At 49.1% G+C, this 18,443-nt stretch carries 9 protein-coding genes and 1 tRNA gene; all 10 read right to left on the bottom strand.

The window, feature by feature from the left end; all coding sequences use genetic code 11:
* Entirely contained in the window at positions 1-477 is a 477-nt protein-coding gene (locus ACVBEF_RS10165) for a NuoB/complex I 20 kDa subunit family protein (RefSeq protein ID WP_014005578.1), read from the bottom strand.
* Positions 478-480: 3 nt separating this feature from the next.
* On the bottom strand, positions 481-840 hold the full coding sequence (locus tag ACVBEF_RS10160; protein WP_108439673.1) for an NADH-quinone oxidoreductase subunit A: 360 nt from the start codon (positions 838-840) through the stop codon (positions 481-483).
* Between the two features lie 157 nt (positions 841-997).
* A tRNA-Leu gene (locus ACVBEF_RS10155) sits at positions 998-1,082 on the bottom strand.
* An 84-nt stretch (positions 1,083-1,166) separates the two neighbouring features.
* On the bottom strand, positions 1,167-1,598 hold the full coding sequence (secG, locus tag ACVBEF_RS10150) for a preprotein translocase subunit SecG (protein WP_447123819.1): 432 nt from the start codon (positions 1,596-1,598) through the stop codon (positions 1,167-1,169).
* A 131-nt stretch (positions 1,599-1,729) separates the two neighbouring features.
* Positions 1,730-2,476 (bottom strand): triose-phosphate isomerase, encoded by a 747-nt coding sequence (gene tpiA / locus ACVBEF_RS10145; RefSeq protein WP_447123842.1) that lies wholly within the window; start codon positions 2,474-2,476, stop codon positions 1,730-1,732.
* A gap of 176 nt (positions 2,477-2,652) precedes the next feature.
* On the bottom strand, positions 2,653-5,844 hold the full coding sequence (locus tag ACVBEF_RS10140) for a hypothetical protein (RefSeq protein ID WP_447123818.1): 3,192 nt from the start codon (positions 5,842-5,844) through the stop codon (positions 2,653-2,655).
* 559 nt (positions 5,845-6,403) lie between these two features.
* Entirely contained in the window at positions 6,404-12,847 is a 6,444-nt protein-coding gene (locus ACVBEF_RS10135) for an SdrD B-like domain-containing protein (protein WP_447123817.1), read from the bottom strand.
* A gap of 402 nt (positions 12,848-13,249) precedes the next feature.
* Positions 13,250-15,775, bottom strand: a complete 2,526-nt coding sequence (locus ACVBEF_RS10130) for a hypothetical protein (RefSeq protein WP_447123816.1) — start codon at positions 15,773-15,775, stop codon at positions 13,250-13,252.
* Between the two features lie 157 nt (positions 15,776-15,932).
* Positions 15,933-16,493, bottom strand: coding sequence for a hypothetical protein (locus tag ACVBEF_RS10125; protein WP_447123815.1), 561 nt, complete (start codon positions 16,491-16,493; stop codon positions 15,933-15,935).
* A 1,086-nt stretch (positions 16,494-17,579) separates the two neighbouring features.
* Entirely contained in the window at positions 17,580-18,356 is a 777-nt protein-coding gene (gene yaaA / locus ACVBEF_RS10120; protein WP_447123841.1) for a peroxide stress protein YaaA, read from the bottom strand.
* Positions 18,357-18,443: the final 87 nt, after the last annotated feature.

The raw sequence follows: 18,443 nt of genomic DNA, 5'->3' as shown, positions 1-18,443 counted from the left end.
TTAACGCGCAATCGTATTTGTACGGCGAATCTTATTTTGCAATTGAATAATGCCGTACAGAAGCGCCTCAGCGGTAGGAGGACAACCAGGGACATAAATATCAACTGGCACAATCCGATCACAACCGCGTACCACAGAGTACGAATAGTGGTAATAGCCGCCGCCATTCGCGCACGAACCCATTGAAATTACCCAACGCGGCTCCGGCATCTGGTCGTACACTTTACGTAATGCGGGCGCCATTTTATTGCATAGCGTACCAGCAACAATCATCACATCCGACTGACGTGGCGAGGGGCGAAAAATCACACCAAAGCGGTCCATATCATAACGTGAGGCACCTGCGTGCATCATTTCAACCGCGCAACAAGCCAGACCGAACGTCATTGGCCATAAAGAGCCGGTACGGGTCCAGTTGATTAGTTTGTCAGCTGTTGTAGTGACAAACCCTTCATTCAATACACCTTCAATTGACATGACTTACTCCCAATCCAACGCGCCCTTCTTCCATATGTACCAGAAGCCGACAACAAATTCAGCGATGAATACCATCATCGTGATGAAGCCAGCCCAGCCGAGGTCCCGCATTGCAACACCCCAAGGGAAGAAAAAGGCAGTTTCCAGATCGAACAAAATGAACAAAATGGCGACAAGGTAATACCGCACATCAAATTTCATGCGCGCGTCTTCGAATGCTTCAAAGCCACATTCGTACGGAGAATTTTTTTGAGCATCGGGCCGATGTGGCCCAAGGATACGACCGAGCAATTGCGGCATAACACCAACCGCAATACCAATCAGAATAAACAACAGGACGGGGAAATAATTTTCGAGGTTCACAATTTTCGCCAATAGTTTGCACGTTTTAAAAAGTGATCAGATGGTAAGCGCGTGCAGCCCGTAACAAAAATCGCAACACACGACACCTTCACAATCAACCTCTGAATTCCTCGATAAAAAGCCAGCATACGAAATAACTTTGCTGGCTTTTATAACTTGGTGCCGACGGCGAGACTCGAACTCGCACAGCTTTCGCCACTACCCCCTCAAGATAGCGTGTCTACCAATTTCACCACGTCGGCGTGAGGCCGTATTCTAACCTGTTTTAGTATTTTTGTTCAATGCACAATTTGATTAAAACCCAGCAATTTGCACTCTAAACCTACTTATTTTGGGATTTGATTCGACTGATCAGAGCCATGCCCTGCAGGAGTCGAATTTATCGGCGCCGCAGCCGCGCTTGAAGCAGAACTAGCAGCAGCTGATGCACTTGCCGCAGGAACCGAAGTTGACGGAATTGAGGCTGCAGGCGCAGTTACAGCCGGCAAACTATCCATTACACCGCCAGTTGCTGCAGTGCGATGACTACCCAAATACACTAGAGCTAGTGTTGCGCAGAAAAAAATCAGCGCAGCCAGACCCGTAGATTTCGACAAAAAATTAGATGAGCCAGTTGCTCCGAATAAGCTGCCTGAAGCGCCCGAACCAAACGCCGCGCCCATGTCAGCACCCTTACCGTGCTGCAACAAAACAAGGCCAATGATCGTCAACGCCGACAAGACTTGAACGACAACGATAATAGTAAGTACTGAGTTCATTTAGTGAGTTTCCAATGGATAGTTAATTCTATTTTTTTACGAGTCAATACTCTTAAAACTTGTTAATACCGTGACATCGTTTTTCATCTCAATTGCCACCTGCAATCTACGCACAACCGGACCACAGTGATTCAGGCCGCTACTGCAATGGAAAGAAAATCAACTGCCTTCAGCGAAGCACCACCGATCAGGCCACCATCAATATCTGGCATTGCCAATAATTCAGCTGCGTTATCTGGCTTCATGCTACCGCCATACAAAATCTTTATAACCGATGCAGATTCACCGTCTACAAAGGCCACTCTGCTGCGCAAAACTGCATGCACGTCTTGCGCTATCTGCGGCGTTGCCGTCATCCCTGTACCAATCGCCCATATGGGTTCGTAAGCGATAACTATTTTCCTGATCAAGGAAGCATCTAACAACGCCAATACAGCATCTAGCTGACCGCCAACCACTGCATTGGTTTTCCCCGCCTCACGTTGCGCCAACGTCTCACCAACGCAGACTATAGGCGTCAGTCCTGATTGTAGAGCGCTCAGCGTTTTTTGCGCCACCAACTCACTAGATTCACCATGATACGCACGTCGCTCAGAATGGCCAACAATGACATATTTACAATCGAATTCAAGCAACATGGATGCGGCAACTTCTCCTGTGTATGCACCGGAAGTATGTGCCGATACGTCTTGCGCCCCTAACATCAACGCGGTCCCCGCAAGCGCAGATTGGCATTGGGCGAGATACAGCGACGGAACACAAACAGCGATATCGCAGCTGACCTTCCCAAGGCCTGCCTTAATCTCTGCCAATAATGCGGCATTGGCAGGGAAGCTACCGTTCATTTTCCAATTACCAGCTACGAGATTACGGCGCATCATAGGTAAAACCTAGTTTTTTAATAACCCAGCATTCTAACGCGTCAGAACTAAAAAGGTCAAACCACACCAATGCAGCAATTATTATCTATCGTCAAATCAACTAATAGATAATAAATACATATCCATTAGTGCACTTAATGCTAGTAGATTAATCATTACTGAAAGCTACCAGCTTATTGAATTCGCACTCTGTACAAAACCTGGCCAAATTCTCCAGGGGCAAGTTGACCGCTAAACTCCCATATTAGCGCTCCCGCAGTGGGCGTCAAAGGCTTACAGTTTAATCCTGTCGGCATCTCACCACATTCAGGCATCCCCTGCAAACGTGTATGTCTCGCAACGCTATCGGCTATTTCGCGCATGCTCAAATGTTGTTCTGAAATATTGTTAAAGATGATAGTGTAGGTCAGATCCTCACCCGGTGCGGCGCTGTCCTTATCAACCTTTTTTTCAAATCGCAGCGCGCCCTGCTCTGGCATGACTGTAAAACTGGCTATTTGTACCAATGCAATTGGTCCAGTTAAACCGTCTGCTGTAGCGTCGATTCGGCTGATGGCCGTCTGTCCGCTAGCGTTGGTCGCGATGACCAGCGGTATGTCAACGGTCAGTGATTGGCCTGCACAGAGATTGATCCCGGCAGCCAGCAGATTTTTACGACCGAGCCCACCGGTCCATGTCGGCTCAAGCGTCGCCACAACAGTGGCTGGGTTAACGTTAAGCGTAAGCACTGTATTGACCTGTCTTTGTAACTGGTCTGGAAGTGCGTAACTCAAATGACTATTCAACGCACAGGCAGAATCTGCGGCCACCTCCAGCGTCAACCGATAGACCACCGTTTCATTGACAAACCATGCGTGGCGCGGTGTTTGCAACTGCTTTACGCTCAGGGTTAATTTCGGTATCGGTGAAATAACCGCTACTTCTGTTGCCGCACTCGTGTTACCAGCCTGATCGCTGGCGGTCACCGAAAAGGTTGCACCATTAGCAGTCGGGAATACACCTGCTGCAAATGTATGCGAAAAACTTACCGCACCGCCGACACCCGTGCCATTGGCATCAACCGTGCGCTGACCATCGCTTTCCGCTTGCCAGCGCAATACAATCGCACCTTTACCTTTACCGTCTGTGCCCAGTCCCGAGGCATCGTCGCTGACCGTGCCACTGACTGTGAGACTGCCATCGGCCTGCCATTTGGCGCTGGCGAGTGTTATCTCTGGCGCTTTGCCGTCGTAACGCAAAGGCAGCCCGACGCCGTTGGCCTGACCATTCGCAGTGGAATACGTTTCGACGCCGTGTACATCCTTGGCCAACACAACAATTTCGACGTCTTTTTTCAAAAGCGGTTGGTTATATTCAACGCCATCGAAGCGGTAAGTATTGTTCGCTGCCCGGCAAGCTTCCTTGTTGCTGCAAAGGTAGTGCCAGGAACCATACTCACCCGTAGCGCCTAGACGCTGGCCGATGCTCACCGATGCGATTTCAGCGGCAGCGTTGATCACTCCGCTGACGTTGATTTTTTGACCGTTGTGCCAACTGTTCGATACTGGTTTACTCAGGCTCACGACGGGCTTGCTCACGGTTACGGTGTGTTGGCGATTGTCTGCGTAGCCAAGCACATTGCCAACGTTATCGGTGGCTTTGACCTGTAGCGTGAGCTGTTCCCCATTTTTGGTGATTGCCGGTATAGCGATGTGGGCCGTATAGCGGTCCCCGGTCCCATTGATCATCAACTCATCGCTCGACCAATTGCCTGCGCCTGTTTTCCAGCGCAATTTAACTGTCGCCGGATCGACACGGCTGAGCGCATCGCTGACGTCCACTTTGACCGTAAATGGTTTGCCCGGACTAGCGTGGCCGACCATCGGGTCTGTCCCTGTGGCCCACACAATGCTTGGTGGCGTTGTATCAATTTTAAAGTCACGGCTCGCCCATCCAGACTGCTGAGCATCGCGCTCAACACGGAATTCGACGGTGTAAATCTTGCCGTTTTCCCAGCTCTTACTGGCCGCAATCGGGATGTCCTTCACCATTTGATCAGCACCAACTGGCACAGAGTGACTCTCCGTGGCTGTCCAATTGTCCTCGCCGCTCACTTTGGTCCGTACTTCGACCTTATTGACGCCTTCGATACTCCGACCATTAAAGGTTAGGGGCGCGCTGGCAGATGGCTTTTGCCAACTGCCGGCAGCCGGACTGATCCAGCTCGGCGTACCAGGCGCTGGGCGTACCAATGTGACCGTTTTATTACCAAGACCAAGGAACTGCGTCCCGCGATAAGCATAGGCATTGAGGGTATGTGTTCCCGGCGACAAATCATCAATAGTGAAATCAAAATTACTAGTGAGGTTCTGTACCGTCTTGGCAGGATTGTTCCAGTCAGTGCTTTTGTATATACGAATCTCATTGGCGTCGCCTTGAACATTACCGGTTATACGTACATTAGTGCCTTGGACGGATGCTGTAACGAATTGACCACCGAGTACATATGGCACGTTAAACTGGCGTCCAGCCGACCATTCAGATGACCGACCATCCCGCGTAACTTGGAATCGCACTTCGTAACTTTTGCCTTTTTCCCATGTCTTGCTGTCAGTAACCTCGATGTTACTAAAAAGACCATCAGAGCCAACTGAGACAGTTTTGTAGCTAATGCCAGACCAATTGGCGGCACCCGAAACTCGTGTCTGTACGTTGACATTAGTAACGCCGACAACGGTCCGTCCGCTGATTTTTAAGGGATTGGCGCTAGTTGGCTGTTGTGGACCACTGCTCGGACTGATCCAGGTCGGGGTATCTGGCGTTGGCCGCACCAATGTAACCGTTTTATTACCAATATTAAGAAACTGTTCCCCGCGATAAGCATAGGCATAAAGGGTATGTGCTCCCGGCGACAAATCATCAATAGTGAAATCAAAATTACTGGTGATATTTGTTAGCGACTTAACGGGGTCGTTCCAATTAGTGCTTTTGTATATGCGGACCTCAGTGGCACCACCTGCAATATTGCCGGTTATGCGTACCTTATTGCCTTCGACCGTAGCCGTATTGAACGTACCACCGAGTACATGTACGGTTTGCTCTTTGTTAGCCGGTGTTTCATGAAGGTCGTTGTAAAAGACATAAGCTCCTAATTTATGCTCACCCGGCGTCAGATCTTCCAATATGATGGTATCGCCCGAAACGGTGGATTTAACGTACTTGCTGTCCTTAAAACTCCATATCTTCATGCTGTTTGCGCCGTTGCCTTTAGTGACACCGCTAATTGTCACTTTTCCCTTTACACTGCTATCCGGTGTGGCGGAGGTGAAGCTGCCAATGAGGGGGCGAACTTCAACATCCTTCCACACATAACTTTTTGCACTCATATTCGGATTGACGTAACCCACTATTCTGAATTTTTTTCCAGGGGCTATATGGGATACATTGTTTTCTACCGCAAACGTAACACTGCCCTGGATAGGGACATAGTCGTTTTTAAGTTCGCAGCTTCGCGCACCTTCGCCAATATTCCAGTTATTTTTCCAAAGATAGATAGCATTTTGACCATTATGGTCCTCCCAATAAATTTCACAATCAACGAGCCATGCATCAAAGCTTCTATCTGAATACTTCAACTGTATCGATATCGAATCTCCCATATTTACATAGTCAGGGACGGTCGAGTGCCATTGAACCTTTATAGCATTCGCAAACAATGGCATCAACATTCCAAAGCCCACCAACACCCAACAACACAAATTATATTTGGCACGAACGGCTAGCGACTCCCTCGTCAGTTTTTTCACGTGACGATCAGACAAGTTTGCGGGCCTAGTAGGCAATGCTGACCAGTTAGAGCAAAGAAAATCATGCATCCTCAACACAAAAAACAATAGAAATCGTATCAACAACATATTGCAACCTTATTAAGAAATCACTGCAAGACTAGAAACTGTTCTCATCGAATTTGTATCTGAGGCGCAGATACACACCCTGTGTAGTTTGAGCAATATCCCTAAAATCACGGTCGGTGAAGCCAAAGAAGTTATACCCACCGGATATCCACAAATCATTGCGCATCTGATATCCGACTTCGCCTCCCAAGGCATATCGGCGTTGACCTGCATTGTCGGCAAACAAGGACGCGGCAAGACTGGTATCCCATTTTTGCGTTAAATCGTGGCTGACCCGACCAGAGAACAAATGCCCCTGTAATTGGCTGTCGATCACGCCACCTTCACTGACATGTTTGTAGGCATACCTGCCGGAGAGAGTGAGTGGTCGGCTTGGTTTTACGCTGGCATGGGTCGACAGCAAATGGACCTGACGTCGTGCATCCGGTAGCAAGGTTAAGCTGCCGCTTTCCAACCTGTGTTCGTAATAGCCGAGCGCATTGATGGCGTTGTGGTCGGTCTGCCGGTAGGCGAAGCCGACGCGCTGACGCATCCGCATACCGTCACCTGTCGTAGCATCGCGTCCGGTGGTTTGATACAACGTGTTTTTTCCTAAAAAAGTCCAATCGTGGTCGAGCTTAAAGGCAATACCTAGCGTGTTGAGCGTGCCGCGCTCACGCTCGCTTTGACGTACTTCCATACCGGCGCTGCCTTTCCAGCGTGGACTAGCCAGATAATCGATCTGACCGGTCACTGCGGTGGCATCAGCATTGCTACTGGCGCTAGTACCATTATTGGAAAGTCCCCGAGTCCGTTCATAACTCGTATTTAAGCGCAATCCTTCTGCCAGACTCCAGCCGTTGCGCAAACCAATCGCAGCTTGCGCATCGCGGCCATCCATAGCACTACCGAGACGGTACTCGCTGAAGAAGCTGGCGTCTTTCATGTATTCGGTTTCCACCCCTGCGAAGCTGCGGTATTGGCTGCCCTGCTTTTGGTCACCCAACTCATACAGATTACCCAAGCTCGACACCGCTTCGTGTCGAGCATAGAAGCGCGTGCTGGCGTTGTATTGATAATTGCCGCCGAAAGCGAGCATGCGTTGATCGGCATGGCGCAGATCACGTTCGTATTCAGTGTAGACACTGGCGCTGGCGAAGCCTGGTACTGGTGTAGTAAGTTTGCCGCGCATCGTGTTCAAGTTAAGATCGTTTGCCACTGCGGCGCTGGTGGCTTGTCCTCGGACGATACGACTGCCGATTTCAGCGCGCACACCACCTTCAAAAACATGCTCTGCGCTGACTAACAATCCTTTTAGTTCAGTACTGACGGAGTTGGAGATACCGCTACCTAAACTTGAAGAAGAACCAATACTTGAACTGATTCCTGAACTGGCACCGATACCTGAGCCCAGACTTGTATTTTGTCCCGCGCTTGTACGCGACTTCACCAATTCGGCTTTCAACGTATCGCGCTCAGTCAGACGATAATCGACTTGAGCTCGAATATCGGTCTTACCTGCAGGCACTGCGGCGTTGAGGTTGTCGAATCCGGCATCGGTATGCACCGCTTGCAAGCGAGCTTTAACATCGGCCGATTGATGCTGGAGTTCGATTCGCGCGCCTTGTCCGTGCACATTCGCGGTTTCGGTTTGTGCCAGTTCGGCGGCCAACGTTGTTCCGGGTGCGATTTCAGTTTGCAAGGTTGCTCCGCGCAAGGTTCGTACCTGTGCTGGATTGCGATCTTCGACTGCGATGGCACCAACAGTAACTCCGTTGGCGACCTTGACTTCGACGTCGCCGCCATACAGCCAGAACTTAGCGCCATTGCCATTCGATTCGTAAGTCACGCGAATATAGTTGCGATTGCCGTTGGAATCGAGGCTCGGTACTAGCACTTTCATGAGCAAAGTACCGCTCAAGGGCTCAATGTCATAGTCGGCAAGGCGCGCCTGCATGCGCGTGGTCAGCACGATCCCGGGTTGGTTACGATCGTAGGTAATGATTTCTATACGCTCGCTGTTTTCGACGAAATCAGCGCCAAACATGGCGAACGGTCCACGCGTACCGTCGGCGGCAATTTCCTTGACCTGCTGCACCAGACTGTCGCGGCTGGCGAATACATTGGCGTTGATCGTACCATCGGCACTTTGATAGTGGTGTTTCAGTCCTGTGACGCCACGCTGATAGCGGGTTAATTGGCGCACCGAATTGACGTCCTGTGTCAAGAAATCGCCATACACCAGATAACTATTTTCCTTGTCCACGCGCAAGTAAAGACGGCTGGTTGACTGCGCATCAAAGCCGCGCTGACCGGAGTCGCCGTAGACTGGATAGTAGCGATCAGGCTGGATATCCCGAAACAATCTGTCTTTGACTTCTTTTTCACTATCGTAAGCGGTCGTCAGCAGATATTCGCCTTTGACCTTGCCTTTGAGGAAAAAAGCAGCGCGTGCACCGGCTTGCGTTTTACCGCCATCCCAGTCACGGCCCATACGGCTGAGTTCACGCTCAAAACCATCGTGAGAACCAGCAGTTTCGATCTGACCATTACGCAAGCTAATGACACCTTCAACTATGCCGGCGGCGATCATCGGCCGCATTTCGGCACTCAAGCGCACGGTATGCCGGGCAGAAACCGGGCCGCTGACAACTTGCACAATCGCGTCGCCCGGCACGCTCGGTGGCAACAATTGGAATACTGCGCTACCGCCTTCGATGACAACCTGAACGCCAGCTTGGTCGGGTGTGCTGTCGAGCACATCCCAGCGACCCGCCGTAGTGGTCAAGGTGACCAGATGCGGTGCGGTAATCGGCAGGCCAGCGCTGTCAGTCGTTGTCACTTTCACCCCGATCGGTGTTTTACCATCGGCGATGGCCTGTTCTGCTGCTGTAATAACTACATGTGCAAGATCACCAGGGGCAATAACGGTAATGGTTTTGGTCTGCGCGCCAGCTCTGATGGTAAGCGTGTTAAGACCGGCCTGAAGGGCTACACCGACATACTCCACCGCAGCAATCTGACGCGATACGACTTCGCTACGCGTGCCTATACGATCCATATTGATCAGTAAGCCATTGACATCAAGCCGCAGATCAGACCCTATTGGCCCTTTGACGCGGACGTTAACCTGACGTCTTGGTTGTTGCTGACCTTCTTGCAAATCGATGAAGTCTAAGGCCGGATCGGCGCTCTGCAATAACTGATCAAAATCTGCCGCTGCTAATGTTGCTTGCGCGGCCTCCGCTGAGGTTTCTACAACGGCAATGTCAGCAACTACAGCAATCACGGCGGATTGCGCTAACTGCTTCGGCTGCACCGTATTGGTTGCATTAACCGTATTAGTTGCGACCGCGTTGAGTAAACCGCTCGCAGTGCGTCCTTTGACATCGACCACGTTAGTTTCGACCCCGCGCACATCAAACTGACGTTGCAACGCTGTCTGGATTTCGGGTACGCGTTGTTGTGCTTGCTCACGGCGCATTTGTACATCTGCCTCAATCGCGGCGTTGCACGTCAGCGAAAAATCAGCGCGTCCCAGCTCACCATTACGCAGATCGACAAACTGGCTGCCAGCGTTACCAGCTTGCCGATTCACCAGAAGGATAGGCGCGCTACCGGGCGGCAGTGTGGTCGGATCAAGTTTGATCACATGGGTAAGCGGTTTGACACCATAAAAACTGTATTTTCCATCTTCATCGGTATCGACAAAACTGCCGTCTTCCAAATACAAACGTACATTAGGCACACCTTGCGGTTCTTTTTTAGCGTTGCTGTCATTACACGCTAAAACTACTTGACCAAGAATATAAGCATCGCTGGTAAAGACGCCACCAACCACGCGCAGACTGACCATTGCCTCATTCGACACCAGATTGGTGCTGCTGGCTTTCGCCCGACTGACCGCCAACATGCCTTCACTTGCACCCGCGCCGACTCGGGCACGGTAGCTGATCTCTATCGCCGTATCGGCCGTCCATTGGGTCTGCGGTGAAGTAAAGCGTAAACGCCCTTGGTGCACTTCGGGTTGGATCGACGTTTGCCCGGATCCGCTAAGGCGCATACGCGCTGAACCATCGACATACGCAAAGCCCACAGGCAGGTTATCGAGAATTTCGAAACCGTCTAGCGACCTCGCCCCCTTATAAGTGAGTTCGAGTTTGTAATTAACGAAATCGATCAATTCGACCTCGGGACGGTCTGCACTTTTACGCAGCATCAGCCCACTTGTAGCGTCCGGTATTAAATCGATAGCAAGCAGATTGTTGACCAACCGCGGTGCGCCGACATCACGTTGCATTGCACTGTAATAACGGACAACCTCACCGACAGCAGGCAAGTTAAAACCAGGTGAGGCCTTGAACACTCCCGGCACTGCGGCGCTCGTAGCACGCAACTGTATCGGAGCCTCTTGCGGCGGCAATTGCTTGGAAAACCCCTCACTATAGCCGGCTGCACTCACCGCGAAACGGTATTCCCCGCCCGGTGCCCGCGGCGTCAGCGCAAAGTAGAAAAATCCATCTTCATCAGTCATGGTCTCACCGGTGTGATCGATACCAATCAAATGTTTGGCCGGATCAAAAGCCGTTTGATCGGTTGACATGCGCACCGTGGCTTTATCCACTGGCATACGGGTGGTAGCGTCATAGACACGTCCGCTGGGCGACACCGCCAGACTTTGCCCGGTGTAAGTGCGACCGGCAGTGATGTGCATATATTCCATCTCGCCGCTATTGAAGTCACGCTGCGCCTGGGCTTGCGGCTGTCCATCTTCACCATCCATCGGCGTACCTGTCAAAATCCCTTGCGGCGACAAAAAACGTAGGCGATAAGGTCCGCCCGGTGGGATGGCGGTGAGCTGATACGCACCTTGAGCGTCGGTGTTAACCGTTTTGATGACGGTGCCAGGCTCTCCGGCAAGGTTCGCCGCACGCAGTTCAACCTTCCAGCCGGAAAGCAATTGATCGCCAGCATCGTAGCGGCCATTTTGCGCAGTATCGCGCCAGACCCGACCGCTCAGCGTCGCGCCAACGCCGACGTGACTAACATACGTCAACCGATTATTGCCTGTATTCTGGATTGGTTCACCACCACCTTCGACAGTAACCGTGCCTTCTAATATCGTTTCAAGAGCGCCTTCTGGCAGCGCATTTTGTTCGGCCCGCACGGTCAGCGTCAGCGCGGTGCTCGCGTTACCGGACTCAAGTATTTGATTAGTGCTGCACTGCAGAGGTGTGCTGCTAACGTCACATTCCCAAGCTGCGCCCGCAGTGGCGTTGACGATACTTAGTCCTACCGGTAGCGTAGGTCGGATCACCATCACTTGCGCCGGATCGGTCGCTTTTCCACCTATATTGCGTGCACTAAAAGAATACGTTGCTATCTCGCCGACTGCTATGTCGACAACCTTTGCCAGCGGCACTACATCAGGTGTCTTGGCAGCACCGGGCTGCAAGCTAATCTGGTTACTGCGTACGCTTCCTTGGTTGAAATAAGCTTCAACCACGGCATCAATGATCGCCTCGGCATCAGTCGCTAAACGCATACTGAAATTGGCCTGTAGCGTAGCATCCATCGCCAATTGATCAAGGGCTACAGCCAACTCAATGGCCGACGCAGCATCATCTGCTTTCGGTGGGGTTGTTGATAGTTGGCGATAGTGACCGGATGGATCGCTAGCCAACCGATACAGACTTAATCCTTTAGCAGCGTTATGACGCAACGTACCTGGCACATAAAACGCGCCCGTTGGCACCATATGCCGTAACAAAAATACCGTTTTAAGTTGTCCATCAATATGGATTTTTTCAGCATTGACCTCATTCGTACCTGCGGCCTCACGATCGCCATGATTACGTGCGATTACGCTGAAATCAACCGTTGCGCCGGGTTCAGGCCACAACGAAGAAACTTGCTGTTGCACAGTCACCAACGCGCCATCGGTGATGTTAAGCGTCAACTGCGCGCTTGCACGTACAGCTTGCAATTGCGTCACTGTATTGAGTTCCAGCGTTATACGACCGCTGGCGTCTGCCGGCATGCGACCGACCAGCAACAGGGTCGCGTGCTGACCAGCGGCGAGGGCTAATGGGGTTCCTGCATGGGAAGGATCGGCATTGGCGCTCAAGGCTGCTATTAATGGCGAATCTGGATCGAACGCCCCGTTTTGCCTGACGTCGAGATACAGCTTTGGATCCGCTATTTGAAAGGCACCCGCGCTGTTAAGTGAAAACTGGTAGTGCGACATCACGTTACCAAGATTGCGCAATTGCATCAGAATCACAACCCGCTGACCTGGTAATGCCTGCACAGATTTAGCAGCGTCGAACATCGCATGCTCAAGCGGCAAAATAGTTATCTGAACAGGTTTCGAAACGCTATCGCCCGTCACTCCAGAAACATACTGAAAAGCCGCCTTGGCTTCTGTCTTAATTATTGTTCCAGCCAGTGGTGCAAGCGCGTAGGCCTGCAACGCGATTGACAGGAGAAATAACAAACTCATACCTCGTATAAAACGAAGCCATTGCAGTGATGTGCGCATAATTTTTACTCATTAAATTTAAGCCCGCGACATTTAAGTCAGCGACTTAAATCACGTAATTCTTAGGGGCGAGTACTAATGAACCGATGACGTTTGCAAAAAAACGCTCGCAGAAGATGGCCGTCAGTTTCCTGAGAATCTGCACAAAATCAGCTACTAAGTAGCTGATTTTGAATTTTTCTTCTATGAATCAGTTAAGTAGCTGTAACCTCAGCCACTGATTAAAGCTTCAGCGATGAAGAACAATACGAAACCGAAATTTGCTTAGGTTGAACGGGCGTACAAGTGATATTTCATACGCCATTCATTGTTAAGCGGTCGTCATACTCGAACAGGTTGACACAATGTCGGTGATACTTACTTCTTGATCTTTATCTGATACTCGAGAGTAAGCGTACCGTTTGGCTTGATCTCAGCACTATTGAACACGGCATTGATGACGCGGTTAGCTACGCTGATTTCTCCAACACTTTTCCCTTCCGACTTCAGCGTTTGGGTGCCGTCAACCAATTTCGCGTGGGTTGATACGCTGTCGACAATCGTGACCTTGTCAATTGCAGCAGTACCTGTATTGGTAAATTGAACTTGATACCAAACGCACTGATCTGGCGTAGCATCGATTGCTGCCTGACCGTAGGTTGATGGCAGAGTTTTGCTACATTCCAGGTCAAGAGCCTGTTGCTTAACCAGCGCCCCACCTTCAGTTTGCACGTGAGTCGTGTACTTAAGGCCTGAGAATAATGTACGTAAGGTGCTTGAATGTGCATACGTCCCCTTGGCTGACATGATAGTTTCCGCGTACGCACCAGGATTGGTAGTGACGGGAACAGTAACCGTTAGTTGTATCCGGCCTTTCGCTTTCGGCTGCATTACCAACGTGTCAATGTCTGCTTTAGTATCGGTCGCGCCTTCAAACAGTGCTATTTTTGTAGGCCATCCCTGGTTATTCTCTGGAACGACATCCGCTTTCAAAATCGTCAGTGTGGCGTCACCGGTATTTTCAATTTCATAGACGTAGGAAATGGAAGATCCGCGGGCGATTTTCTTCTCAAGTTCTCCAGGCTTAGTATCGATTTTTCCGGCGTATAAGTTGAGAGTTAAGACAGCGGGAGTTGCACTAACTAGTTTCGGTGTAGCAGTCACTGTGAATGCACTGCTGTTCAGATCACCCAAACCACCATTTTTTCCGACCACCGCTACACAGATATCTGTCGAGCCACCCGCTGGAAGCTTAGTACCCTCCAAGATTGCACTCGCTACATCTGGAACAACACCGCACTGTGCTCCGTCGATTGCATACACATTTAGAACCAGCCCCTTTTCAGACTTAGCCTCTAGCGTGTACAAATCGTGTGATGTCGCACTAGTGGTAGTCGTATTATTTTTCAGTGTCAATTTGAGGATGGTGGCCTCATTGTCTGGCTCAACCAGATGATCAAGCTTGTCACCCTCACTACTCAACGCTACGCTACGCTTACCCAGTACAACCTTATATTCCAGTGTTTTTTGTTCAACCTTTTCCGTGCCTTTTGGTTGCGCATGCAGACTAACCTTGAGGTTCACATCTGGAACATCCGCACGTAACGCAGTGGGAGGAGTTGGGGCACTCGGCGGTAATTTGATAGAGAATGTAACTAAAAGCTCTTCTTGACTATCCAATGCCAGTTCGTGTTGCCCTGTCAGGCTGGTTGTTACTCTGGAGTCATCCCAGGTAAATATAGTGCCGGCCGGGAATGCAGCATCGGTCGTTTGACCAAGGATCATGGTATCGGGCAAACCGCCCGTGTTTTTAACCAGTGCGCGGAAGTTGATAATTTGTCCGGCAACGGCAGTAATGGTCGTGAGAGCATCCGCCTGATGCGTCATAGTGACAGCACGCAGGGCGGCATCAGGATTTATAACAGTGGCTTGCACCGGAGCAGACAGCGAGACACGGCTCTGATTAACAAAAGCACCAGAATCCCATACAGCCTCGCCATAACGTGCGTTGAATCTATTTACGCCGAAGGCAGCATCGCTTTTTGCGGCGACTTTAAAGTTCAGCATCGCCCGTCTATTGCCAACTTCGTTCAACTCAATAACCAAGCGTAGGGAAGTATTATTAACAAGCATGAGCTTGGCATTAAGCGTCTCTCCGCTTTCAGACCAGGGTTTTACATCGTTCAATTTAAAGCTGGTGACTTTAGAGCCACCACCATCTTGAATTGTCAGTTCGTAGTCAGTTGGTAGAAACTCAAGGCCTTTAGCGTCTTTGTCGTTTAATGCAATCTCAAACGCCATTGTACGTTTCTGTTTAAGAGCATCTCGCGCCGTCAAACCCAAATCAAAAGTAACTTCCTTCTCATCCTTGCGCAGTAAATTAATACTGGATGTTTGTGGCGTTACATGGAATGCCAAGTCATTAGTGAAACGCGATGTTTGCTCCAAATCAGCATGAGCGACTTCTGCATTATCCGCGTCATAACCAATAACTTTGATCGTCGCTTTCGCATCTTTTTCGGCGTCAATGACAGATTTAAAACTGAACATTGCACCCGCTTCGATAGTCGACGCAGAGAATGCGAAACTTTTTCCAACTGACACAGGCTTACCATCAACTTTATAGGTTTTTCCATCGATTAATGAGACGAGTTTAAGTTCTAGCCTGGTGATCTTGGTATTACCAGTATTGACCACGGAAGTCAGTAATTCTTGCTTACCCTCAGCATATTGCGATCCTTCCAGACTCAAACCATATACTTTCTTAATGAACGTTTGAACCGGATTTGATAAGACTTTTACCTCATGTCCGGACGCAACTGAATAAGTAGCAGATGCCTGCGTGCCAATCGAAGTACCACCCAGTGGTGGCAGGGCCGCATGCACAGCTGATGAAAATAGCATCGCGCAGAACAAAAAAACACAATAAAACAGCAGGAGGGGTGAAATGCCCCGAGTGTCGTTTCGGCTAGAAGCCGCTGTCAAATAAGGGGGTGGAAACATCTTTTATGCACTCCTAATTAAAGATATAAATAAAATTTATTACTACGGACAATATTAATTATGGTGCGGTAATGACTGCACCTATGCTTACGCGTGCAACGACCGTTTTCTTTTCACCGGCTTTCAAACTACCAAGATCCCATTGCAAACCACGGTAATCGGCGTAAGGAACATCGACGTTTTTGCTACTGCCATCTGCTGCAACAATCTGTTGTTGTAGAGGGACTGCGGCAAATGCATCGCCGTCTTTGGTATGCGCCATCACCTTAGTCGGCTTGGCGCTTTGTGCGATATACACTGCACCTGGAGATATAGGCAATGTTGCCAATACCCCACTTAAAGCAACGCTGCCGGTGTTGCTATACACCGCGCGATATTCGAGGGTCTCGCCGGGTTCGGCTTCAACCGCCGCACTTAATATTTCTTTTCCATTGACGTAATGCACTTTGTGTACGGTCAGATGAACTTGTATTGGTTGCTGTGCGCTCTTTGATGCCTTGATAGCATCGCTACCAACACTCAGCTGCGCGTGCGCAACCGATGTCCCGCCGAGTATTAACAGGGGCAAATAAAGCGTACGTACAGTACGAACTACCAGATTTTTTAAGTCAAATTTCATATCAATAATCCTTATTTTTGTTACTGAAAATCCGCTCTGTGCATAACCTAAAGTCACATCAAACAACTATGCCTAAGCCAATAAATAAGTAGCGCGTTATGCATACAGAAGTAAGACGAAATTAAAAGCGGGATAATATTAATTTTTTAAAGCGGCATTCAGAACGCGTAGAAATCAGCACCCAACATTTTTTTAAAACTGTTGACGTCACTGAATTACCCAGTGCGACAGTTCTAGTACGAGACCGCTCTATTTAAAAATGGCACAAGAAATTTTTTTATGGCGACATAAAGACAAACCATAAAAACCACCATAGGTAAGAAAGGTGAAAGTATAAAAATGTTGGCTTCTCAAAGATACGAGAAAATTCTTATTTCAATGCAGATAAATGCCATTTATTAATAAGAATTTCCCTTTAAATAACCTAATAATACTCATTGAAATATTCGTAATTTATTCATCAAAGACAACGAAAAAATCATCTGCCAACGGCAAGTAATTTCTACATATTTTCATGAGTTTAAAACGATCTTCAGAATGAATTCTGATGTAATTATTTTCTAAAAATAAAAATCGCCACTCTTCAAACTCATCAGAAAATGCGCCGAAGGAGGGAGTAGATAGCCGAAATAGCTAATATTGATAAGTAAGTCCGCATAATTGTTTAGACTAGGCACCCCGACGCAGACAGTACGACTGTACGGCCAGAAGGAGCAACGACGTATAAACGATTATGCGGACTTACTTAAGGAACGACTCGGGTAGGGAAAGGCAGGAGGGAAGAGATAGAGGAAGAAAGTCAATACGATTAATTCAAGCAGATATACATCAACTTGACTTTCTCATTTGCAGAAGGAACGATGGAACACTTATTAAGATATTGACTAAATTTTGAATATAACTTGAGCTAAGTAAGACCGCGTAATTATTTAGATAAGCCCCCCTACGCAGACAGTACTACGGTACGGCTACACGGATGTAATGACGTATAAACGATTATGCGGACTTACTTAAGATAAATACTTAAATTCTCTGGAATAAATCCATTGTTAAGCATCAGAAAATTGATATTTTTTTGAAATAGCCTCAATCAATCAGACGTCGTCGAAATATCCAACGGCTGGAATCTGAATCTTTCGCATAAAACTGATAACCCTCAACATTAAAATCTTTCAACTGTTCAGGGTCGGTGACTTTATTGACGGTCGCATAACGTGCCATCAAGCCGCGTGCGCGCTTGGCATAAAACGAAATAATCTTGTATTTACCATTCTTCCAATCCTCAAACACCGGGGCGACGATCTTCGCAGCCAGTACTTTCGGCTTGACTACCTTGAAGTATTCATCGGACGCCAGATTGACCAAAACATCAGCCTTCAGCTCAGCGAGTTGCTGATTCAATCCCAGCGTCACAGTATCGTGCCAAAACGCATATAAATTTTTCCCACCAGCGTTCGCTAACTTAGTACCCATTTCTAGCCGGTATGGCTGCATCAGATCAAGCGGTCGCAACATCCCGTACAAGCCGGATAAAATGCGTACCCGGCTTTGTGTATAGGCTAACTGCTTAGCATTGAGCGAGCTGGCATCAAAACCCTCGTAGACGTCTCCGTTAAATGCCAGAATTGCCTGCCTGGCGTTAGCGTTACTGAATGTTGTCGACCATGAAGAGAATCGTGTGGCGTTGAGGTGCGCCAATGTGTCAGAAATATGCATTAGTCCGCCAACTTCGGCTGGCGATAACTTTTTAAGTATCTCAACCAAATCTGCAGAATGCCCAATAAAATCAGGCAAAGTGTGAACATCGGTTGTCACTGGCGTGGTGTAATCGAGCGACTTGGCTGGCGATAAAACAATTAACATCATTAGCACCCATAAATTAATAGAAATAGGACTGACGCGTGTGATCATGACGATCGCCGTGGTCTGGCTGTTGAAAATTCCCGGCTT

Source organism: Glaciimonas sp. GG7 (assembly GCF_052976905.1).
This window is presented reverse-complemented; position numbering and strand designations above follow the sequence as displayed.